This window comes from Pseudodesulfovibrio portus (genome assembly GCF_026000375.1).
Taxonomy (GTDB): domain Bacteria; phylum Desulfobacterota; class Desulfovibrionia; order Desulfovibrionales; family Desulfovibrionaceae; genus Pseudodesulfovibrio; species Pseudodesulfovibrio portus.
Window position 1 is genome coordinate 2523126 of record NZ_AP026708.1, and the last position, 21981, is coordinate 2545106.

Annotated in this window: 17 protein-coding genes; 4 read left to right on the forward strand and 13 right to left on the reverse strand. The window is 63.6% G+C overall.

Annotation, left to right across the window (positions count from 1 at the left end):
• Positions 1 to 52 precede the first annotated feature (52 nt).
• The 3 genes from OO730_RS12085 (at position 53) to OO730_RS12095 (ending at position 4751) form a co-directional block, all read left to right on the forward strand.
• Positions 53 to 568, forward strand: coding sequence for a DUF2087 domain-containing protein (locus OO730_RS12085; protein WP_264981717.1), 516 nt, complete (start codon positions 53 to 55; stop codon positions 566 to 568).
• Positions 569 to 759: 191 nt separating this feature from the next.
• Positions 760 to 3909: a PAS domain-containing hybrid sensor histidine kinase/response regulator gene (locus tag OO730_RS12090; RefSeq protein WP_264981718.1), complete on the forward strand. Its 3150-nt coding sequence runs from the start codon at positions 760 to 762 to the stop codon at positions 3907 to 3909.
• Positions 3910 to 4133: 224 nt separating this feature from the next.
• Positions 4134 to 4751, forward strand: coding sequence for a hypothetical protein (locus OO730_RS12095; protein ID WP_264981719.1), 618 nt, complete (start codon positions 4134 to 4136; stop codon positions 4749 to 4751).
• A gap of 101 nt (positions 4752 to 4852) precedes the next feature.
• On the opposite strand, the gene OO730_RS12100 is transcribed toward OO730_RS12095, so the two are convergent.
• The 13 genes from OO730_RS12100 to OO730_RS12160 form a co-directional block, all read right to left on the reverse strand.
• A complete protein-coding gene (locus OO730_RS12100) occupies positions 4853 to 6376 on the reverse strand; it encodes an ATP-binding protein (protein ID WP_264981720.1) in 1524 nt (507 codons plus the stop codon).
• A 37-nt stretch (positions 6377 to 6413) separates the two neighbouring features.
• Positions 6414 to 8063 (reverse strand): sodium/proton antiporter NhaB, encoded by a 1650-nt coding sequence (nhaB, locus tag OO730_RS12105; RefSeq protein ID WP_264981721.1) that lies wholly within the window; start codon positions 8061 to 8063, stop codon positions 6414 to 6416.
• Positions 8064 to 8094: 31 nt separating this feature from the next.
• Positions 8095 to 8523, reverse strand: coding sequence for a response regulator (locus OO730_RS12110; protein ID WP_264981722.1), 429 nt, complete (start codon positions 8521 to 8523; stop codon positions 8095 to 8097).
• The gene (locus OO730_RS12115) at positions 8489 to 9451 is read right to left on the reverse strand and encodes a sensor histidine kinase (RefSeq protein WP_264981723.1); all 963 of its coding nucleotides are present in this window, start codon (positions 9449 to 9451) and stop codon (positions 8489 to 8491) included. Before OO730_RS12115 ends, OO730_RS12110 begins: the two co-directional genes overlap by 35 nt.
• Entirely contained in the window at positions 9448 to 9846 is a 399-nt protein-coding gene (locus tag OO730_RS12120; protein ID WP_264981724.1) for a sigma-54-dependent transcriptional regulator, read from the reverse strand. Before OO730_RS12120 ends, OO730_RS12115 begins: the two co-directional genes overlap by 4 nt.
• On the reverse strand, positions 9846 to 11519 hold the full coding sequence (locus OO730_RS12125; RefSeq protein WP_264981725.1) for a sensor histidine kinase: 1674 nt from the start codon (positions 11517 to 11519) through the stop codon (positions 9846 to 9848). Before OO730_RS12125 ends, OO730_RS12120 begins: the two co-directional genes overlap by 1 nt.
• Complete coding sequence (locus tag OO730_RS12130; RefSeq protein WP_264981726.1) at positions 11516 to 14104, reverse strand: PEP/pyruvate-binding domain-containing protein; 2589 nt, start codon at positions 14102 to 14104, stop codon at positions 11516 to 11518. The genes OO730_RS12125 and OO730_RS12130 overlap by 4 nt, the downstream gene beginning before the upstream one ends.
• Before the next feature lie 15 nt (positions 14105 to 14119).
• Complete coding sequence (locus OO730_RS12135; protein ID WP_264981727.1) at positions 14120 to 14503, reverse strand: response regulator; 384 nt, start codon at positions 14501 to 14503, stop codon at positions 14120 to 14122.
• Positions 14504 to 14613: 110 nt separating this feature from the next.
• Positions 14614 to 15165: a YIP1 family protein gene (locus tag OO730_RS12140; RefSeq protein ID WP_264981728.1), complete on the reverse strand. Its 552-nt coding sequence runs from the start codon at positions 15163 to 15165 to the stop codon at positions 14614 to 14616.
• Positions 15166 to 15177: 12 nt separating this feature from the next.
• A complete protein-coding gene (locus OO730_RS12145; RefSeq protein WP_264981729.1) occupies positions 15178 to 15327 on the reverse strand; it encodes a hypothetical protein in 150 nt (49 codons plus the stop codon).
• A gap of 67 nt (positions 15328 to 15394) precedes the next feature.
• Entirely contained in the window at positions 15395 to 17245 is a 1851-nt protein-coding gene (locus OO730_RS12150; RefSeq protein ID WP_264981730.1) for an SLC13 family permease, read from the reverse strand.
• 32 nt (positions 17246 to 17277) lie between these two features.
• Positions 17278 to 18177 carry a response regulator gene (locus OO730_RS12155; protein WP_264981731.1) on the reverse strand — a complete coding sequence of 300 codons (900 nt, stop codon included), beginning with the start codon at positions 18175 to 18177 and terminating at the stop codon, positions 17278 to 17280.
• A gap of 19 nt (positions 18178 to 18196) precedes the next feature.
• Positions 18197 to 18634, reverse strand: coding sequence for a response regulator (locus tag OO730_RS12160; protein WP_323373357.1), 438 nt, complete (start codon positions 18632 to 18634; stop codon positions 18197 to 18199).
• Positions 18635 to 18949: 315 nt separating this feature from the next.
• Between OO730_RS12160 and OO730_RS12165 the strand changes: the two genes are divergently transcribed.
• Positions 18950 to 21973, forward strand: coding sequence for a hypothetical protein (locus OO730_RS12165; RefSeq protein WP_264981732.1), 3024 nt, complete (start codon positions 18950 to 18952; stop codon positions 21971 to 21973).
• The last annotated feature ends 8 nt before the right edge of the window (positions 21974 to 21981 follow it).

The window sequence follows — 21981 nt, forward strand, 5'->3', positions numbered from 1 at the left end:
CGGCGACCACCGGCGATCCCTTTGCGGAAGGGCGCGAATCAAAGGATAAGCCATGTCGAGAAAACCCTTCTCCATTCACGTAGGCGACGTGTCCGCTCTGGCCCGGTCGCTCAGGCGGCGCATGGGCGAGCAGGAGCGCGTGCCGAGCCATGTCGAGATGCTCAACCTGCTGGCCAAGGCGGGCGGGTACAGGAATTTCCAGCACCTGAAGGCGGAACAGGACGCGCCCGGCGCGCCGGAACCCGCCGAGATAAACCGGAAGCGGGTCAAGAAGGCCGCCGGGTATTTCGACCTGGATGGCAGACTGTCCACCTGGCCCAAGAAACACAGCCTTCGCGAGCTGTGCCTGTGGGTGCTCTGGTCCCGGCTGCCCGCCCGGACCGCCATGTCGGAGCTCGAGCTGGACGAGCGGTTGATCCTGGGCCATGCCTTTTGCGACCATACCCTGCTGCGGCGGTGGCTGGTCGACCTGGGGCTGGTGGACAGGACGCCCGACGGCGGCGAGTATCGCCGGGTGGAAAAACAGCCGCCGGACGAGGCCGTCGCGGTCTTCGGCCGCCTGCAATAGGAATCCGTCAATAGGAATGCGGGCCACAAGCTCCGCAGTCGCGACCATGGGCGTCAACCGATCCGGTTGGCGCCCTTTTTTGTTCAGGGTCCCACCACTTAAATTTTATAACCGGGTTCTCGTTTTCCTCTGTTCATGGTAGCGCGGTTAGTGGTGTGATGTATTGCGGGTTTTGCCTTGAGGAGGCGTAGGTGAAGCGAGAGTCCCAAGACAATTCTATTTCCGGCGGCAGCCGGGTCGCTTTCCTGGAAAGGGAGCTGCAGAAGTCGGAATCGAAATGGCACAGCATCATTGAGTATGTGCCCCTGATCGGGATCAGTCTGGACCCTGAGGGGAACATCGTGTTCGCCAACCAGTATTTTCTCGACCTCACCGGGTGGGGTTTCGAGGAGATATCCGGAAGGAGCTGGTTCGACCTGTTCCTGACCGATGACGACCGGGAAGGCGTGCGCGAGGTGTTCCTGGCGACCATGCGGCGCAATGATGTCGGCCCCCATTCCAGGCACCAGAACAAGATAGTCACCAGGGACGGCAACGTCCGGGACGTGTCCTGGTTCAACGTGCTGACCTTGAACGAGGAAGGGCATGCGCTCAACGTCACCAGCCTGGGCATCGACCTGACCGCACAGGAAGAGGCCGAGGCCGCCCTGCACACGAGCGAGGAGCGGTTGAGCCTGGCGCTGGAAGCCGCAAGGGACGCCGTGTGGGAATGGAATCCCGTGACCCATGAGGTCTTTTTCAGCCCCCAGTGGTTCATCATGCTCGGCTACGAACCCGACGAGAAACCGCCCGGATATGAGACCTGGCGGGAGTTGGTCCACAAGGGTGACATAGAGGAGACGGAGTCTCTGCTTCGGGAAGCTCTGGAGAAGAGAGGCTCCTTCAAGTACGAATTTCGCATGCTGACCAAGGCGGGGGAGTGGCGGTGGATCCTGGCCAGGGCCAAAGTCGTTTCTTCCGACAGCGACGGCACGGTCAGGATGGTCGGGACGCATACGGATATCCACGAGCGCAAGCTGGCGGAACTGGGACTCAAGGAGGCCAAGGACGCCGCCGAGGCGGCTATCAGCGCCCTGCGCCTGAACATGGCCCACCTGCGCACCCTGGTGGAGACCATCCCCGATCTCGTCTGGCTCAAGGACGTGAACGGGGTGTTCCTCTCCTGCAATCAACGGTTCGAAAGACTGTACGGCGCACCCGAAGCGGAAATCGTCGGCAAGACGGATTATGATTTCGTGGACAGGGAACTGGCGGATTCTTTCAGGCGGCACGACAGGGCCGCCATGGCCGCAGGGAAGCCTACGGTCAACGAAGAGACGGTGAAGTACAAGGACGACGGGCATATAGAGGAACTTGAGACGATCAAGACGCCCATGCTCGATGATCGGGGAGCGCTGATCGGCGTTCTGGGCGTGGCCCGTGACATCACCAGGAGAAACCGCATCGCGGACCAGTTGAAAGAGAGCGAGCTTCGGTTCAAGGCCCTGCACAACGCGTCCTTCGGCGGCATAGCCATTCATGACAAGGGCCTCATCCTGGACTGCAACCAGGGGCTGGCCGACATTTCCGGGTTCAGCATGGAAGAGCTGATCGGCATGGACGGGTTGCAGCTCATTGGCGAGTCCGCCCGGGAAAAGGTCATGGGGAATATCCTCGCCGGGTATGAAAAGCCCTACGAGGCCGTCGGCGTTCGGAAAAACGGCGAAGAGTACCCGCTCCGGCTGGAAGGCAGGAATATCCCGTACAAGGGGAGGATGGTCAGAACCGTCGAGTTCCGGGATATCTCCCAGCGCAAGAAGGCTGAAAAGGAACTGCGGGACAGCGAGCTCCGGCATCGGGTCATTTTCGAAAATTCGCCCTTGGGGATGGTCCGTTTCAGCGTGGATGGTCGAATCCTGGATTGCAACAGCCTTTTCGTCGAGCTGATGGGGTCCACCCGCGAGGAGCTGATCGGGTTCCACACCCTGAAGAGGAGCAACCGGAAGATGCGGGAGGCCCTCGGCAAGGCGCTGCACGGGGAGCCGTCGTCCTATGAGGATTATTATACCTCGGTGTCGGGAAACAAGGAGACCTATCTGCACGTCCAGTTCAATCCGGTGAACCTCGGTCGGCCGCCCACCGAGGTCATCGCCACGCTGGAGGATTTCAGCGAGCGCAAGGAAACCAGGGACGGATTGCAGCGCGCCAAGGAGGAGGCCGAGGCCTTCAGCCGCTCCAAGACGGAGTTCCTGACCAACATGAGCCATGAGATACGGACGCCCTTGAACGGCATCCTGGGCATGCTCCAGCTGCTGCAGAATTCCGACCTGGACATGGAGCAGGCGGGATACGTGGTGGATGCAATTCAATCATCCAAGAGGCTGACGCGGCTGTTGACGGACATCCTGGATCTTTCCAGGGTCGAGGCGGGCAAGCTCATGGTCCAGGACATCCCCTTCAACCTGAAGGAGTCCTGCCGCCAGGTCTGCGACCTGTACCGCCTGACTGCCGACCAGAGCGGCGTTGCGTTGCGTTGCGAAATCGATCCCGCCATCCCCGACTTCCTGGCCGGGGATCCCCTCCGGGTGCAGCAGGTGATGACGAACCTGATCGGCAATGCGTTCAAGTTCACGCCCGAAGGGCACATCGCCCTTTCCGCCTCGGTTCTGCCTTCAAGCACTCCGGAAGTGTACCGAATCCTGTTTACGGTATCCGACACGGGAAAGGGCATCCCCGACGACAAGCTGGGCACGCTCTTCGACACCTTCACCCAGGTGGTCGGCGAGGGATACACGCGGCAGCATCAGGGTGCCGGACTGGGGCTGGCCATCTGCAAGCAGCTCATTCAGCTGATGGGCGGGGGCATCTCCGTTGAAAGCGAGGTGGGCCGGGGCACGGCTGTTTACGTGGTCCTGCCTTTCGTGATCAGCAAGGCGCCCGAGCAGCCCCGCCCCGCCGTCGCCGCGAACCGCGTCTGCTGCGCCTGCGGGAAGTTCAGGGTGCTCCTGGCCGAGGACGAGCGGGTGAACAGCCTGGTCACCCGGCGTCTCCTGGAAAAGGCCGGGCACGACGTCTGCGTGGTCGAGAATGGCGAGCAAGCGATCGCGGCCGTGCGCGAAGGCTGTTTCGACGTCATATTGATGGATATCCAGATGCCGGTCATGGACGGCGTGACGGCCACCAAAGCGATCCGGTCCGGCGCGGCCGGGGAAGCCGCCAAGGACATCCCCATTGCGGCGGTCACCGCTTTCGCCATGGTCGGGGACAGGGAGAAATTCCTCGAGGCGGGCATGGACGGCTATGTGGTCAAGCCCATCGAACTGGAAAAGCTCCAGCAGTTCCTCGACTCCATCCGGCGGTAGCCGCGTGGCGCATATTCCGCCCGTACGGGGGGGCGCGCTTCATGCCCCCGCACTGTACCGCCGGCTTCCCGCAGGTCGCGCAATGCGCGAAAGGCGTGTTGTTTGCGGGATATTATTCATTTAAATCAGCATGTAATATAAATTCACGATTCCTTGAAGGATAGGCACGCCCCCTGCATATGCAGAGGCAGGGCAAACAGAAAATCCAACAAGGAGAATGGATAATGGAACTCGAATTCACCGTGCACGGCCACTCATGCGATCTTGCATTGCACCCCGTGTCCGAAAAGACGGCCAGAATCATCCAGGAACAGGGCTCCGAGGTCTACTCCATGAAGGCCCTGGAATGGTGGCGCAAGGGCAACACCGCCACCTGGGGCATGCGCATCGACGACGTCTGCCATATACGGGTCACCCTGGACGGCGAGCCCGTGGAACTCGACCGCACCGCCATCGTGGCCGACCCCCTGAAGATACGCCGCAGACTGTATCTCGACAGCAGGGCCAAGTTCCTCTGCGTCCTCGGCTTCGACAACGAGGTCTGCAAGTTCACCTGGAAGTGGAGCAACATCGAGGAGTTCAACCCGGCGAAGTTCGACTTCATGGTGCATCAATGGGACCGCATCATGGGCGAGCGGGGGTACTTCATCCTCGACGAGGTCCGGTACGACGACGAATTCGCCACCAACCACGACTGGTGCGACGCCTCGGGGTTCACCCTGGTGCCGCCGCGCATCATCGACCTCGAGGAGGTGCGGCGTGAACTCAACCAGGGCGCGCCCGAGCACGAGGGGCCGCCGTTCCCCTTCCGCGACAAGACCTCGCAAACCGTTTCCGAATAGACCACCCCATCCCCTGTCGGGGTTATCCGTACCCCGAAATAAAGCCCCCCGTACCCGATGGTGCGGGGGGCTGCCTTTGGTGCGGCGCGTTCTTGGGAGGATTACGCACCGCATCCGGCTTGGGGCTGTTGTTCGTCTATGTCCAGGACGGGTTGCAGGTGGAGGGAGACGGTGGTGCCTTCACCGGGTCGGCTGGCGAGCTCCACGGTGCCGTCATATTCTTCTATGAGCTTCTTGATCATGGCCAGGCCGAGACCGCTGCCGCCGTCCTTGGTGGTGTAGAACGGGCTGAAGGCCTTGTCCTGCTCCTGTTCGGTCATGCCCACGCCCTGGTCCGTGACCTTGAGGACCACTTCGTCCTCGACCAGGGACAGGTCCAGGGTGACGGTGCCGCCGTCCGGCATGGCCTCGAAGCTGTTCCGGATCAGGTTGACCAGGCACTGCTTGAAGGCGTCCGGGTCGCCCAGCACGGCCGGGATGGGCGTCTCGGCCCTGATGTCCATGCGATACCCCCGCCCGCCGTAGCCTATGTCCATGAGCTCCACCACGTCGGTGCACACGGCCAGGATGTCCACGGTCCCTCCGGGCACGCGGGCCGGACGGGCGAAATCGAGCATGTCGGTCAGCAGCCGGTCCAGCCGCCGGGTCTCGTCCACGATGATCTGCGCCTTCTCCTTTTCCTTTTCCCCGAGGGACGGGGAGCGCAAAAGGGAGTTGGCGAAACCGCCCACTGCGGACAGGGGGTTGCGGATTTCGTGGGCCAGGTAGGTGGACATCTCGCCGATGATGGTGAACTTGTCGCGGTGCTGCTGGTACTTCTCCCGGTGGGTTCGTTCGGTGATGTCCCGGTGCATGACCATGATGTGGGTCATGTTCCCGCGCATGTCGAAGATCGGGTACGCATAGAGCCGGTAGTACTGCAGCAGCCCGCTGGCGTTGATCCGGGTGACCAGGGATTCCTCCTTCCTGCCGCTCTGGAGGGTCTTGTAGAAGGGGCAGGACGGGTCGAGGGACTGGCAGAAGGACGAGCCGTCCATCAGGCGCGCCGCGTGCCAGCACGGCTTGCCCAGCAGTTCCTTGCGGGACCGGTTCGCCCGCTGCCAGACGGTGCGGTTCAGGTCCACCACGGTACCGGACTTGTCCAGGAGAAAGATGTCCTCCCTGATCTCGTCGATGATGGATTGGATCAGGGTTCGCTGGTTGTCCATGTGATTCATGTAGTTGCCCTTGACCACGGCCATGTCGTGCAGGCCGCACAGGAAGATCACCTCCCGATGGTCCAGAAGGGCCACGGATTCCGGGAGGGTCCGCCGGAGCGCGGCGCAAATGGCGCGGTTGCCCGTGATCTCCACCACCAGGTTGATCTCGGGGTGGGCGGCCAGCATTTCCTCATGGGTCGGGTAGACCGGGCAGGAGGTGTCGTATTTGCCGGACACGTCTTCCGGGGTCGCGTTGGAGATGGCCGTCAGGACCATGCCCGGCAGGAATTCCCGGAACGCCTCGTTGTAGGTGATGTTGATCAGGACCTTGAGGGCCGGGCCGGTGCCGACCACGCCCACGTTGAACGGGCCCAGTTCGCCGTTGAAGTAGCAGATGCCCATGTTTTCGTATGTGAAATCGTTCATCCTCGTCTCCGGGGTCGGGTTGCTTGAGGCCATGGCGTCATCCTCCGCAGAAGAACCGGACGATGTCCTGCATGTGCCAGGCTGCGACAAATCCGGTCAGGGACATGGTTATGGTGTAGGGCAGGGCCAGCATGACCATGCGCCCGTATGAGAGCCGGATGACCGGGGCCAGGGCCGAGGTGAGCAGGAAGAGGAACGCGGCCTGGCCGTTGGGGGTGGCCACGCTCGGGATGTTGGTCCCGGTGTTGATGGCCACGGCAAGCTTGTCGAAGTTGGCGATGATCTCCCCGGCCCTGCCTGCCGCCTCGGCGGGCAGACCGGCGAGCACGTCCGCCCGGGCCAGGTGGGGATCGGTCAGCATGTCCATGAGCGCCTGCCCGGACATGGTGATGCCCGGCACGCCCTGGAGCATCTGGGTGAAGTGCATCTTGGTCTCGGTGATGTAGACCGTGGCCACGAACACGTTGTCCGAGATCATGGAGAGCAGCCCGGTGGCCACGTAATAGGCGGCCATTTGCGAATTGCCCTGCATGTGCAGCACGAAGTCGATGACCGGCTTGAACAGGTGCTGGTCGTGAATGACGGCCACGATGGCGAAGAAGACCACCAGCAGCGCGGTGAAGGGGAGCGCCTCCTCGAAGGCCCGGCCCAGCTGGTGTTCCTCGGTCACGCCGTTGACCGCCGTCAGGATGACGATGACCGACAGGCCGATGATGCCCACGGCGGCCAGGTGGAAGGCCAGGCCGATGACCAGCCAGAGGGCGCAGACCGCCTGCATGATCAGCCTGGCCCGGTCGGACCGGGTCATTTCCGCCTCCCGTTCCATAGCCGTTTCCAGCATGTGCGCGCGGATGTTCTCCGGCAGCTTCGCCCCGTACCCGGACAGCGAGAACCGCTCCACCAGCGCACAGGTGAGCAGGCCGACCGCGAGGACGGGCATGGAGATGGGCGCCACCTTGATGAAGAAGGTGGAGAAGTGCCAGCCCATCTCGGCCCCTATGAGCAGGTTCTGCGGTTCGCCCACCAGGGTGCAGACCCCGCCCAATGCCGTGCCCACGGCCCCGTGCATCATCAAGTTGCGCAGGAATCGCCGGAACTGGAACAGCTCCTCCCTGACGGCTTCCCTGCACTGGTCGTCGTCGCACAGGTCGTGGTCGCAGACCCGGTCCTTGCCCGACACGTACCGGTGGTAGACGTTGTAGAACCCGTAGGCCACGGCGATGATCACCGCCGTGACGGTCAGGGCGTCGAGGAAGGCGGACAGGACCGCCCCGGCCAGGCAGAAGAGCTGGGAGATGATCATCTTGGAGCGGATGGAGACCAGGATCCGGGTGAAGGTGTACTGGAGCAGGTCCTTCATGAAATAGATGCCCGCCACCATGAAGATCAGGAGCAGTATGACCTCGAAGTTGGCCAGCGCCTCCTTGTAGACGCTGTCCGCCCCGGTCAGGCCGAGGACCACGGCCTGGACGGCCAGCAGCCCGCCCGCGGGCAGGGGATAGCACTTGAGGGCCATGGCCAGGGTGAAGATGAATTCGGCTATGAGCACCCAGCCCGTGACAAAGGGCCCGGCCGTGCGGACCAGGATGGGGTTGAGCAGCAGGAACGCGAGTATGGCGCCTTTGTACCAGCGGGGCGCGTTGCCGAGGAAGTTGCGGGCAAAGGCGGTGGGGAATGGGGTATACAAGCTGAGTCTCCTTGAAATGGGGCGGCCGGGATCAGTCCACGGCGGACCCGTCGATGAGCTGTGCCATGTCGATCTTGCCGTGGCGCAGCAGTTTTCTTTCCATGGCCCGCTTTACGGTCTGGAGGATTTCCTCCACCGAGGCGGGTTTGAGCAGGTAGTCGAAGACCCCCTTCCGGAGGAGGCGGGTCGCCTCGTCGATGGCGGCGTGCCCGGTCAGGCAGACGGTTTCCACGTCAAAGCCCTGCAACCGGATTTCGTTGAACGTCTCGGCTCCGGACAGCCCCGGCATCTTCATGTCCAGCAGGACCACGTCGAAGCTGTTGCCGGCCAGCGCGTTCAGGGCTTCCATCCCGTCGCGGGCCGTGGACACCGAGTGCCCTTCTGCCGCCAGCAGGCGGGCGATGGACTCGCGGAACCGGTCTTCGTCATCCACGACGAGAATGCGTATCTTGGTCGTCATGCGTACCTCCGGGGTTTCTGGGGATGCAGACCGTGAACCGTGCCCCCTGCCTGTCGGGAGGGGAGTCCACTGTGATGCAGCCGCCGAGTTCGTTGACGATGCGCAGGCTCACTGACAGGCCGAGTCCCGTGCCTTCGCCGGGCTGCTTGGTGGTGTAGAAGGGGTTGAACACCCGCGCCCAGTCCTCGGGCGGGATGCCGGGCCCGGTGTCCCGGATTTCGGCGCACGCCCGGTCATTGGTGGAGTATGTGGTGACGAAGATCAGGCCGTCCTTCTTCACCGCCTGGACCGCGTTGATCAGGATGTTGAGATAGACCTGGCGCAGGAGCGGGGGGTCGGTCATGACCATGGGCATGTGTTCGTCGAAGAGGCGGACCACCCGGATGTTCTTGGGCACGGTGTCGCGCTCCACCAGGGTCAGCATGTCCTCCATGAGGCGGTTGATGTCGGCGAACTGGGCCACCGTCCTCCGGCTGCGGGCGAAGTCCAGGAGCTTGTGGGTGATGTCCGAGCAGCGGTTCACCTGGGCGAAGATGACGTCCAGGCTGGACTGGATCTCCTGCATGGCCTCGGGCGACGGGGGAGAGACGAGGGTGACCCGGATCAGTTCCGCTTCCTGCATGATGATGTTCAGGGGGTTGTTGATCTCGTGGGCGATGCCCGTGGATATTTCGCCCAGGGCCAGGGTCTTCTGGGACTGGATCAGCTGCTTGCCGATGTCCGCCTGCTCCCGGCTGGCCTCGTCCAGGCGGCGGGTCGAGATCCGGAGCAGCATCCACACGGCCGCGGCCAACCCGAGAGCCACGCCCACGGTGGCCGCGTTGCCTGCCGCGGAGCGTTCCCAGGCAATGGCCGCGATGGCCACGCAGGACGCGGGGCAGGCGTACTGCCCCAGCCGGACGATGCGCCGGGCTCGCGACAGGTTCATGCCTTGTCCCCTTCCTTCCTGCGGAGCTGGGCGTGCTCGAAGGCCGCCCTGATGCGTTCGAGCAGGTCGTCGATGGAGAAGGGCTTGAGGATGTAGTCGTAGGCCCCGTGGCTGATGCCCTCGATGCCCGACTGCATGGAGCCGTGGCCGGTGAGCATGATGACCGAGGTCTCCCGGAACCGCTTGCGTATTTCCTTCAGGGTCTCGATGCCGTCGAGCCCGGGCATGCGGACGTCGAGTATGACCACGTCCACGTTGCCGCTTCGCAGGAATTCCAGGGCTTCCTCGCCCGACGCCGCAGTGTCCACGTCCAGGTTGCGTTTGGTCAGGCGGCGCTTGATGAGCTTCAGGAAATCGGGTTCGTCGTCAACGACGAGTACGTGTATTCTGGACATCATTCCTCCTTGCAGCCGGGGAAATAGGGGCAGTTCAGCGGCAGGCTGATGGTGAAGGTGGTGCCCCGGCCCGGCTCGCTGCGCACGTCGATGGTGCCGCCGAGCTTGTTGAGGGTGGAGTAGACTATGGACAGGCCCAGGCCGGTCCCTTCCCCGGCATCCTTGGTGGTGAAGAACGGGTCGAACACCTTGGGCAGCAGTTCCTTGGCGATGCCCGCGCCCGTATCGGATATGTCCATGACCACCCGGTCGCCCTCCCGGCGGGTGGACAGGGTGATGGAGCCGTTTTCGCCCACGGCGTCGATGGCGTTTTCCAGCAGGTTGAGGATGACCTGCTGCAACTGGTTGGAATCGGTGGTGATCAGCGGCAGCTCCTGGTCGAGCTCGCAGGCGACGTTGATGTCCCTGTGCCGGGTCTCGTTTTCCAGGAACGAGGTGGTCTGGTTGGCCAGCATGTTCAGGTCCACGTCCTCGTGTAGGGGTTCCATGCGGCGGGCGAAGCCGAGCATGCGGTGGGTGACCGTGCGCGCCCGTTCCACGTGGCGGTCGATGTCGCCCAGGGCCTCCTGGAGGTCGTCCACGGCAGGTCCTTCCCCCAGCTCTCCGTCGTTGATGATGTCCCGTATCCAGCCCGCGCTCTCGCGGATGATGGACAGGGGGTTGTTGACCTCGTGGGCCACCCCGGCGGCCAGCTTGCCCAGCGAGGCCATCTTGCTCGACTGGAGCACGGCGGCGTCCATGGCCGCCCGCTCCCGGTCCGAGAGCCTGAGCTTGTTGACCATGGAATTGACCGTGGCGTAGGCGCCCACGAAGATCATCAGGCCGCAGGCTGCGAGCAGGATGTAGACCAGGGTCCGGGAGCGGAGCAGGGGCGAGAGCTCCTCGTCCGGGTTCTCCATGATCACGAGCCGCCAGCCCGTGTGGGCCAGGACCGTGGTCCCGGCCACGAACTTCGTGCCCCTGCTCGCCCACCGCCGGATCTCGATGCCCTGGCCGCCCGCGTCGGCGGGCAGGGCCGCCTTGGACAGCACCTTGCCGCCGAACCGGGAGGGCGTCTGCAGCTCGTTGGCCGCGTTGACCAGGTAGGCGTCGCCCAGCCGCCCGGTGCGGACGTTGCGCACCAGGGAGGTGAACACGTCGGAGTCAATGGTGGCCCGCAGAATCCAGGTCCTGCCCGCCTCCTGCCGTTTCACGGCGATGATGAAGTGGGGGAAATTGCGGAAGCCCATGAACACGTCGCTGATGTACAGCCCCTTGAGCATGACCTGGTGGAACCACGGCTCGTCCTTGTAGTTGACCTCCTTCAGGTCGAAGGGGCCGCAGTACGCCTCGTGGCGGCCGTTGTGGCCGACGACCCCGATGTCCACGAAGGAACGGGACCGCTCGTGGATGGCCTTGAACATCGTGTTCAGGTGGTGCTGGTCCTTCATCTGTTCGAAGGTGTGCATGTCGGCCAGCATCTGGAGCTGGGTGACCCGCTCGTTGAGGAACATGTCGATGGCGTCGCGCTTGTTGGCCACCGTGAGCACCAGGTTGCCGGTCAGCTTTTCCTCGTAGGCCTGCTTGAACTCGGAATGGATGACGTAGCCCAGGGCGAACAGGGGGACCAGGGACAGGCCGAGGGTGGTCAGGACTAGGTTCCACTTGAGCCGGACGTAGGATGGGGCGGTCATGACGCGCACCTCGCCGTGCCGGGCTCGTGTCCCATTTCCGCCATGAGGGTTTCGATGTCCGTCTCGAACCGCTTCCGGTAGCGGAGGATGGCCTCGGGGTCGGCCATGACCATGTCGATCTGCCGGGTGTGCATGAGCAGGTAGCCCAGCATGGCCATGGCCTGCTCGGCTGCCTGGCGCGACACGCCCTCCAGTCGGGCGAACAGGGCGTCGTCCCGGACTTCGACGATGAACCCGTGCAGCTCCAGGATGTCGGCCACCAGGCGGGCCCGGGCGTTGCGCCGCAGCATGTCCGCGCCGCCCCCCTGGAACTGGAACAGGGCGTAGTTCTCATTGGGGTCGTCCCCGGCGAATCCCTCGATGGTGCAGAAGTGGAAGCCGAAGCGGGACTGCAGGTTGCAGTAGTTCCGGCCCACGATGAAGTAGCTGCGCTCGCCCATGGCGTTGGCGGCGCCCGGCGACAGGGCCGGGTTCTGGGCCGCACTGGTGAGCACGGAGATGAATCCCTTGACGCAGACCGGGGGCGGGCCTTCCCACTGCACGGCGGTCATGCCCTTCCACAGGGCCTGCATGACGTTGGAGCGGACGTCTTCCAGGCTGATGGTCTTGTCGTCGTCGGAGCCCGACGTGCCGCCGCCGATGTCCACCAGCCAGTACTGCATGGTGCGCCCGGCCTTGAGCCGGCGGGCGCTGCCCTCGGGCCGCCTGCCTCCTGCAAACATCTCGGCCACGCCCTTTTCGTGGCAGAACCGGGCGATGTCGTGCAGGGTCCGGCACCGGTCCGGCCTGAAGTCCGGGGACTCCGGGTCGGTCAGGTTCAGGGGGGAGATGAACGTGAGCACGCTTTCAAGGGCCTGGGTCACGTTGGTCGGCTTGCGCGGCTCGTTCCGTTCGGCTGCGTCGTGAATCTGCTGCTGCCGGTGGCCGAGGTAGATGGTGCCGGTGGAGCCGTTGACGGTGACGATGGACACGCCGGACAGCCGCTCCATGGCGCCCGGCGCACCGATCAGGGCCGGGATGCCGAATTCGCGGGACACGTTGGCCAGGTGCCCGGCGGCGCTGCCGTATTCCGTGACCAGGGCCGAGGCCCTCGGGAGCAGGGCGGATAGCTGGGGCCGGGCGTTGCGGGCCAGCAGGACCGCGCCGTCCGGGAAGCGGAGCATGTCGTCGTCGGTCCCGACCTTGAACACGTAGCCCGAGGCCGCGCCGGGACTGGCCGGGATGCACCCGCTGAGCAGGGTGAACGGCCTGTCCGCGTCGTTGTCCGGGGGCGGCGAGACCGGGAATCGGCAGACCGCCAGGGGGCGGCATTGCAGGATGGTGATCCGGCCGTCGCGCGAAAGCGCCCACTCGATGTCCTGCGGGTGCTTGAAATGTTCCTCTATGCGGGCGGCGGTGCGGGCCAGGCGCAGGGCGTCGGTTTCGGAGATGGCCGGGGCCATGCACGCCTCGCCGTAGACCTTTTCCTTGCCCACGCTGCCGTCGGAGCGGAGCACGTAGCGCACGCTCTTTTCCGCGATCTCCCGGTCCAGGACCTCCATGGTCTTGCGGTCGATGACCCATGAATCCGCCTGGGAGCTGCCGTCCACCACGGCGCAGGGCAGGCCCGGAACGGCGTTGATGACGATCCGGCGGCCGTTGTTGCCCATGGGGAAGCGGGTGTAGGCCACCCCGCCCGCTGCGGCACGCACCATCTCCATGCAGCCCACGGGCATGACCATCTCGTCTTCCCTGAGCCCCCGGTTGAGGGTGTAGGTCATGGCCGTGGCCGAATACAGGCTGGCCAGGACCGCGCGGTAGGCGTCGGGCAGCCGGCGCGGCCTGACGCCGAGCTTCGACAGGAACTGGCCCGCGTAGCTGGCCCGTTCCGAGTCCTCGCCCAGGGCGCTGCTGCGCACGGCCAGCAGGGGGTCGCCCATGCGCTCGCAGGCCGTGCGCATGGCGGTCTCCAGCTCGGGCGGCAGGGGGGCCAGGTCGATGGCACGGCGGATGGACTCCTCCAGTGCGCGGAGTTCCTCCAGGTCCCGGCATCCGTGAATCTGGATGAGGCGGTTGATTTCGTCGGCGAGCCGGGTCCGCTCCATGAACAGGTGGAAGGCGGAGGCCGTGACGGCGAATCCGTCGGGCACGTTGACGCCCAGGGCAGAACGGACCTCGCCGAGCAGGGCCATCTTGGACCCGGTCTCGGGCATGGACCCGGCCCGGATATCGGCCATGTACAGGATGAGCGGGCCGGTGGGTCTGGCCGCCTGGGCGTTCAGGGTCTGGTCCATGGACTGGACGATGTCGTTGAACACGCCCCGCAGCTCTTCGTATTTGCCGGGGGCCATGCGGCAGAGGCGTTCGATCATCTGGCGCACGCCCGCCGCCACCTTGAGGCTCTGGGCCCGGACGTGGGCGATGCCGAGAACGGACCCGGAGCGGGTCGCTTCCTGCATCTCGGCCATGGTCTCGAGGGCCTTGTTGTTGGCCGCCAGCAGCAGCCGGAAATTTTCGGACTTGGCCAGGAACGTGCCCCTGGTTTCCGCGTCCCGGTCCTGCTGCCTGTGGATGAAGTTGAAAAAGGTCTTGATGGCTGTCTTCATGTCATGCCTCCGGGGTTAGGACCGCGTCCGCGACCGGGATTTGACCGCGTCCATGACCTTGAAGAACAGCTCGTCGGTTCCCACCGGCTTGAGCAGGAAGTCGAAGGCCCCCATGTCCATGCCCTGGATGAGGGTCTTGTGGTCGGCATGGCCCGTCAGGATGATCACCGGCAGGTCCGGGGCCGCAGCCTTGATGCGGCGCAGGGTCTCTATGCCGTTCATTTCCGGCATCATGACGTCGAGAATGACCACGTCGAAGTCGGTTTCCCCGATCCTGTCCAGGGCCTCCGGGCCGCTTGAGGCGATGGTCACCTCGGCGTTTCTGCGGATGAACCGGCGCGAATAGGCGGTCAGGAAGTCCTTTTCATCGTCAACGAGCAGCAGGCGTATCTTTTTCATGTCGGTTCTCCCGGGCGTTGCCCTTCCTGGGTCGGGGGCAGGGGGCGCCCCCGACCGGAGGGGAGGGGAATGCACCGTAGTGTTTGCGCTGGAAGGAGTATGGTGCATCCTCACTGAACAATCGATTTGAGCTCCAAGACGAGCGGGGCCGCGCTCCAGAAGAAAAGCAGCAGCAGGACACCGGTCAGGATCACCATCAGCCCTGCCTTGACCTTGCCGATGCCGAGCATCTTGACCAGGCCGATGCCCACCAGTACGGCGCGGACCGGCTCCATGATGATGGCCAGCCCCGGTATCCAGGACACGACCATGACCGCGCCGCTGGCGTATGCGTAGATGTTGAAGACCCGGCCAAAGGGCACGCGCCCCTGCCCGGTCATGCCGAGCAGGATGAAGGTGATCACGGCCGCGAACGCGGGCATGAGCACGGCGTTGGCCATCATGACCACGCCCATGACCAGGGAGTTCTCGAAAAAATACGTCATGGAAACCGAGCAGTAGAAGATGCCGGAGATCATGAGGAAAAGCAGCGCCCTCCGCGAGCCGGTCTCGGCTGCGGCCCGTTCGAAGTGGCGGGCCGGGGAGCGCATGACGTCGAAGATGATTTCGAAGTATTCCTTGATGCCGAGCTTGGTGGAGGTCCGGGCGGTGGTGGCTTCCATGGTGAGGTCTCCCTAGAAATGGGTCATGGCGTAGTCGATGACGCCCCAGGTGAGCATGGCCAGGGTGAGCAGGAAGAGAACCCGCCGCTCCGTCCGCTTGGTGTAGTAGGTGACGCCGGCCTTGTGGAAGAAGGATCGTTGTTCGTCGTTGTTGCGTTCCATGTCTGTTCTCCTTGTTGGCCCGGCGGCCCCGTGGGGCCGCCGGGATATATGTCCCGCCTCAGCTTCGTCAGAAGCCGGGCAGGTTGTTGAATCCGATGCCGCTCCAGTAGACCGCCGTCAGGACGACGATCATGATGTTGGCGACAAACCACATGGGAATGCCGACCCTGATGTAGTCCTTGGGCTCCAGGTAACCGGAGGCGTAGACGATGGCGTTGGGCGGCGTGCCGATGATCAGGCAGTAGGCGAACGAGGAAGCGACCGCCGTTGCCATGGCCATGAACGGCAGGAAGGTGGTGCCGGGGTGCACGATGCTGGCCATGTTCAGGGTGATGGGACCGACCGCGGCGGCAGCCGGGCCGTCGGCCATCAGGTTGGTCAGCACGGCGGTCAGCCCGTTGGAGGTCAGCATCAGCGGGATGCCCTGGTCCATGCCCAGCGGGGCCAGCATGTCGATGACGGACTGGGCCAGCCAGTAGGCTGCGCCGGTCTGGTCAAGGGTGCGGCCGAAGATGATCGCGCCCGCGTACAGCCAGACAACGCCCCAGTCGACCTTTTCCTGGTAGTCGCGCCAGTTGACCACGCCCGCCAGGAGGTAGGCCACCGCACCGGCAACCGCGATGACGCCGATGCCCAGCCGGATGGGGTAGATGCCCATGTTGTAGAATTCCTTTTCCGTGAACCAGCCGAAGACCATGACCGCGAAGATGATCATCGCCCAGATCTGATGCTTGTTCCACTTGCCCATCTTGCTGATCTCGCCTTCGAGGTGGCGCATTGCCGGGGCCAGGGAGGTGATGCGGGGCTTGAAGATCACGTTGGTCACGATCCAGGTGATGGGGATCATGATGATGACGAACGGCATGCAGTAGAGAATCCACTGGGCGTATCCGATGTCCATGCCGAACATGTCGGTCAGGTAGGTCATCATGATGACGTTTCGGGCGCCGCCCGAAGGTGCGCCGGGGCCGCCGATGTTGCAGGCCATGGCGATGGTGATCATCAGCATCTTGGCCAGCTCCTTGTCCTCGGGGACTTCATCGGACAGGCTGTTCTGGTAGAGCAGCATGCCGATGGGCAGGAACATGGCCGCCAGGGCGTGGTCCGAGATGAACGCGGCCAGCGGGCTGATGACGATGAAGAAGATGAGCGTGATCCAGCGAACGTTGGGCACGGCCAGCTTCTTGAACATCATGAGGCACATGCGTTTGTCCACGCCCGTCTTGACGAACGCGGCGGCGAACATGAGCGAACCCATGATGAACCAGCAGGCGTCGGACCAGTAGAGTCCGGCCACCTGGCTGCGGGACACGACCCCGGTGAAGACCAGGATCAGGCCGATGCAGAAGGCCACGCCGGGCAGGGGGATGCACTCGGTCATGAAGCAGAAGACCACGAACACCACCAGGGCGATGGCCACCTTGATGTCCCAGGCGCCCTTGTCGGCACTCTTCTGGTCCGGCTTGGACAGGGTGTCGTACTTGAGCCCCTTCATGCGCAGGTCGAACGCGCTCTTCATGGTTTTGAGGTACGCCTCGGCCGAGACCGAGTCCTTGATGAAGTCCGACGCCCGCTTGAAGTTGGTCGAATCAACTGGAATCTTGTACTTTTTCGCCCACTTGAGGTCCCGCTTCATGAGACGATCCTTGGACAGTGCGCCCATGCGCATGTTCTGTTCCATCATCCGGGCGGTGAGGAGCTCCCATTGCTCGCAGTCCGCGCTTTCCTTGTTGAAGAGCTCGGTGCACAGGAAATCGACTACCTTGTCGGGGCCGATCGAATACTGCATGCCCACGTCCTTCATCCCCTTGGGCGTGGGGAGGACGAGGACCGCAGCGAAAAGGACAACCGGGAATATGAAGAGCTTCCAGTTGACATACTTGTCGTAACCGGTCGCTTTTTTCTTATCTTGAGCCATGTCTAACCTCTGTGTTTTGAACTTCAATTAAATCAGCTCGATGAGATGATTTTGGCGATTTCATAGAACAGCTCCTGCTCACGCACCACGCCGACATCGGCGTTGTCCGCCTGCACCAGCATGCGCCGGGCCGGGAGGGACACCATGGTGTTGGCCACCTCCATGAGGTTGGCCTGGGCGTCGATGACCGGAATGTGCGCGGTCATGAAATCGCGGACCGGTTTGTCCATGATTTCCTTCACCCTGGAGGTGAACAGCCCCTGCCAGAACATGGCGGAGTATTGCAGGCTGTCGGCCATGGCCGGTTTGGGCGCGGACAGGTATTCGGGCCTGACCGCGTCGATGAGGTCCTGGGGGCTGAGGAGCCCGGCCACGCTGCCGTCGAGGTTGGTGACCACCACCGAGCGGTGCCCGGTGTCCATGAGCCTGTCCGTGGCCATCAGATGGCGCATGGCTTTTTCCAGTGCCTTGATGGCGTCCCGTACGGTGGATTCCAGGGGAATCTGGGTGTACCGTTCCAGGGGGATCATGATGTCGCCCGCCAGTTTTTCGATGTAGGCGACCTTGGTGGCGTAGTCGTGGGCGTCCTTGATCTTGGCGCTCAGCAGATCCACGTCACACGGTTTGGCCAGGTAGTCGTATGCCCCGGTGTCATAGGCTTTCTGGGCGCTGGGAACGCCGCCGTGCCCGGTCAGCATGATGACCGGCGTGTCCGGTGTCCTGGCCTTGATGAGTTTCAGAGTTTCGTGGCCGTCGAGTCCCCCCATCTTGACGTCGAGGATGACGACATTCGGGTTCTCGGCCATTTTTTCCAACGCCTCTTCACCGCTGGCCGCCAGGATCGTGTCGAATCCCTTGCGGTCCAGGATTTTCGCCGTGGTGACGCGGAATCGTTCCTCATCGTCGACCATGAGGACCTTGATTTTTACCATTACAACCTCCTTGATTTTGCTATCGCAGTTCGTCCTGTCCGCCATCGGCTTCGGCCATGCGGGCAGAACGGATTTTCTGTTTCTGGAGCGTGACTTTCTCGAAGGCCTCTTCCGCCTTCTTGAGGAAATCCTTCATGCTCACAGGCTTGATCAGGTAGTCCTGGGCACCGAGCTTCAGTCCTTCCACGGCGGTTTCCATGGTCGCGTGCCCGGTGAGGATGATGACTTCGGTGAGGGGATGGCTCTTCTTGATGCGCTGCAGGGTTTCGATGCCGTCCATCCCGGGCATTTTGATATCGAGGAAAATGACGTCCACTTCACGCGACTGGAGCAGCTCCAGCGCTTCCCTGCCCGAGTTGGCCGTCAGGGCCTCAATGCCGATTTTATCGAAGAGTTTTTTTGTGGTGCTGAGCAGCCGCTCTTCATCGTCCACCAGCAGGATTGTCATTTGTTCCATGTTGCCACCATGCGTTTTGAACGTCGTTGTTGAACGAATATGAATTTCGTTTAGCAACCGGTGTGCCAAACACAAAAGTCTAATATAATTGATCTAAATTAAGAAAAATTGCGCAAAACAACTTTGCGTGATAGATCGCCGGGGCCTGGACGCGGGAGTGGAGAGAGGGTGGGGAGGAAATGGGGCGGGGGGCTGAAGCCCGCTTCCGGGCTTGGAAGGGTTGTGATTTCCGGGGCGGGGATATGGGAGAGGGGTCTAGCAAGGCATGGTTGGTGCATGTTACGGTTGCGTGACAACCAACCTTGGAGAGACATTTTGCCCTTTCGTTCGCTGTACTACGACGCCAATGACTACAAGCTGCTTGAAATCCTGAATGATTTGATGCAGCGGGGGGTGGACCGGTCGCATTTCAAGACCATCCTGGAACCGTACCTCCGGCCCCACGGCATCAAGGAGCTGGCCGCCGATCCCGGCCTGCGCATCGGCTACGCCATCATGCACCTGCTGCAGTCGCTCAAGTCCGATCAGGCCGCCGACCGCATCAAGGCGCTCAACGCCCTGCGCGACGAGACCCTGGCTGCGTCCAGGGGGAGCATGCGCAACAACCGGGCGCGGGTCCTGGTGCAGATAGGCAAGGAGCTGATCCGGGCCGAAGGCATGGAGGACAGGCAACTCGAACTTGCCCACGACTTCAGGCGGGCGGCCATCGGCAAGGTCGGCTTCCTGCGCAAGCAGCTGCGCAAGTACCACCTTCTGGAAATGCCCGAGGAGTGGAACCAGATCACCTTTGACGACCGGGTCCACGACGCCAACAGCAAGGGGCGCAAATCCGCAACCCACCTGATCATGGACGCCTGGGTCAAGGGCATCCGCAACCTGACCGTGGTCTATTACAACTTCATGGACCCTGCCGTGGCCAGGGAGCTGTTCGCCTCGGCCCGCATACTCGGCGTGAACGCCAGCATCGGCATCGAGTTCCGGGCGCGCTTCCGGGACCGGTACGTCAAGATCGTCTGGGGGCCCAACGGGCTGCGGGACGACGGCGACATCGAGGAGTTCTTCCGCCAGGAGCCGGTCCGGGAACTGATGCGCCTGGGCCAGGAGGTGCAGGCGCGGCGGACCCGCTACGTGCGCGACGTGACCACGGCCTTCAACGAAGTGCACCGCGAGTCCATCCGCCAGGAATTCGGCATTTCCCTGCCGCCCGTGGACTACCGCGCCGTGGAGCGGGTCATCGGGACGGGCCAGCCGTCGGTCTACCACCTGGGCAACCATATCCACGAGGAGGCCCTGCCCCTGTTCGCCGAGCGGGTCGAAGCCCTGCGCCGGGAGTACGTGGATGCGGACTACGACGCCAAGGCCGCCATCGCCATGCAGGTCGAGTCCCTCGACGCCCTGGATGCGGACACGCTCATCGCGCGCTACCTGCTCCCGGCGGAAAACCCGGCCATACCCGATCCGGACGTGGTGTCCGGCGAGGACGGCCCGGAGCTGCTCAGTCTGACGCCCGCCGAGTTGACGGCCCGGTTGCGCAGGGCGTGCCCGTCCAGCAGCCTGACCCTCATCCTGGCCGACCTCGACCTGTCCGACGTCATCGAGATACTCTACGACTGCCAGGGGCGCATCACCCATTTCGAGGTCTTCAACACCAAGTTCCTGACCGATCTCCAGGTCCGGCAGCGCAGGCCGTTCAGCCAGTTGCAGCAGGCCATCAACGAGCAGAACGCCGTGGTCCTGAAGCGGATGATCCGCAACCGAATCGAGCGGTTCCGTGATGAGCCGGACAACCACGACAGGGCAGCACGGCTGGAGGCCATTCTTCCGGATTTCAACCGGCTGCTCGACCGCTATCGGCGCACGCCCCTTCAGTCCGCCGTGGGCAGCGGGTCCACGGGCCGGTCGTCCCGCACCCACGGCATGGGCTTTGCCGTGGCGGAAACCCTGCCGTTCAAGGCGCAACGGGAGCTGCGGCGCAGGCCGCCTTCCAGCTGCATCCCCGTGGCCGGGTCGGCCTTCGCCTCCGTGGAATTCATTCCGCCCCGAGGCGGCGGGTTGTCCGGCCGGATAGCCCGTTTCGCCTCCCGGTTGCCGGGCCTGCGCGGGCTCTTCTGTCAAACCCGCCACTGGTGGCACGTCGACGAGCTGCGCATAGACGCCACGGCCTGCGGCGACGTGGTCACCCTGGGCGGCATCAGCCAGGAGGGCAACGGGCTGACCCTGTTCGAGGAGCAGGAAGCAAAGGAAGGGGGGCCGCCCCTCGGACGGCTCAACACCGCGCTGATGAACGCGCTCAAGGTCGTGGCCGGTTTCGTCCCCGCCTTCCTGACCTTCTGGCTGACCAAGGACTGGTGGGTGCTCGCCTACCTGGGCGGGGTGATCTGGTTTTTCATCACCGGCTTCCGCAACGTCATCCAGTCCGTGCTCGGCGGGGGCGGGTTCCGCCGATCCCCCCACCTGGCCTGGAACGACTACATCAACTGGGAGCGCATCGCCGACTCCCTGCTCTACACCGGCTTCTCCGTCCCCCTGCTGGACTGGTTGTGCAAGTCCATGCTCCTGGACCGGGGGCTCAACATCACCACGGCCACCAGCCCGCTCCTGCTCTACACCATCATGGCCGTGACCAACGGCGTCTACATCTCCGGCCACAACATCGTCCGGGGGCTGCCGCGCAAGGCGGCCATGGCCAACTTCTTCCGCTCCATCCTGTCCATCCCGGTGGCCATAGCGCTCAACGGCGGGATAGGCTCGCTCCTCTCCATTGTCGGCGTGGCCGACGTTGCGGCGGTCCTGCAACTCTGGGCTGCGGTCATTTCCAAGCTGGCCTCGGACTTCGTGGCCGGGATCATCGAGGGACTGGCCGACCGGGCGTACAACATCTCCATGCGCAAATGGGACTACACGGAAAAGATCCGCCAGGTGTTCGAGCTGTTCACCCGTCTGGAGATTCTTTTCCCCACTCGGAACATGCTCGACGCGTTGCGCTCGCCCGCCGAGTTCATGGAGCTGTCCCGGGCCGGGGAGGTGGACCACGTATCCGCCCTCATGGCCAATGCTTTGGATCTACTCTATATCCGGGCCTACAAGCCCCGGGCGGGCGATGCCCTGCGCCAGGCCATGGAGCGGATGACCCGCGACGAGCGCGCCGTGTTCGTTGCCTCGCAGCAGATACTCAGGGAAGAGAAGGAGGTGGCCACCCTGTTCGTGAACGGCCTCGTGGGCCGCAACTTCTCCAAGGCGCTTTCCTTCTACCTGCTTCGGTACGCCCCGTACCTGGACGAGCTGGAGGGACTGGCCCGGTCGCTCGACCGGACCGGCGAGATCGATGGGTGTCTGTAGCGCCTGAC

Coding starts and splice junctions, on each gene's coding strand:
- OO730_RS12085 (WP_264981717.1), top strand. CDS start 53: ATGTCGAGAAAACCCTTCTCCATTCACGTAGGCGACGTGTCCGCTCTG.
- OO730_RS12095 (WP_264981719.1), top strand. CDS start 4,134: ATGGAACTCGAATTCACCGTGCACGGCCACTCATGCGATCTTGCATTG.
- OO730_RS12100 (WP_264981720.1), bottom strand. CDS start 6,376: ATGAACGATTTCACATACGAAAACATGGGCATCTGCTACTTCAACGGC.
- OO730_RS12110 (WP_264981722.1), bottom strand. CDS start 8,523: ATGACGACCAAGATACGCATTCTCGTCGTGGATGACGAAGACCGGTTC.
- OO730_RS12115 (WP_264981723.1), bottom strand. CDS start 9,451: ATGAACCTGTCGCGAGCCCGGCGCATCGTCCGGCTGGGGCAGTACGCC.
- OO730_RS12120 (WP_264981724.1), bottom strand. CDS start 9,846: ATGTCCAGAATACACGTACTCGTCGTTGACGACGAACCCGATTTCCTG.
- OO730_RS12125 (WP_264981725.1), bottom strand. CDS start 11,519: ATGACCGCCCCATCCTACGTCCGGCTCAAGTGGAACCTAGTCCTGACC.
- OO730_RS12130 (WP_264981726.1), bottom strand. CDS start 14,104: ATGAAGACAGCCATCAAGACCTTTTTCAACTTCATCCACAGGCAGCAG.
- OO730_RS12135 (WP_264981727.1), bottom strand. CDS start 14,503: ATGAAAAAGATACGCCTGCTGCTCGTTGACGATGAAAAGGACTTCCTG.
- OO730_RS12140 (WP_264981728.1), bottom strand. CDS start 15,165: ATGGAAGCCACCACCGCCCGGACCTCCACCAAGCTCGGCATCAAGGAA.
- OO730_RS12145 (WP_264981729.1), bottom strand. CDS start 15,327: ATGGAACGCAACAACGACGAACAACGATCCTTCTTCCACAAGGCCGGC.
- OO730_RS12150 (WP_264981730.1), bottom strand. CDS start 17,245: ATGGCTCAAGATAAGAAAAAAGCGACCGGTTACGACAAGTATGTCAAC.
- OO730_RS12155 (WP_264981731.1), bottom strand. CDS start 18,177: ATGGTAAAAATCAAGGTCCTCATGGTCGACGATGAGGAACGATTCCGC.
- OO730_RS12160 (WP_323373357.1), bottom strand. CDS start 18,634: ATGGAACAAATGACAATCCTGCTGGTGGACGATGAAGAGCGGCTGCTC.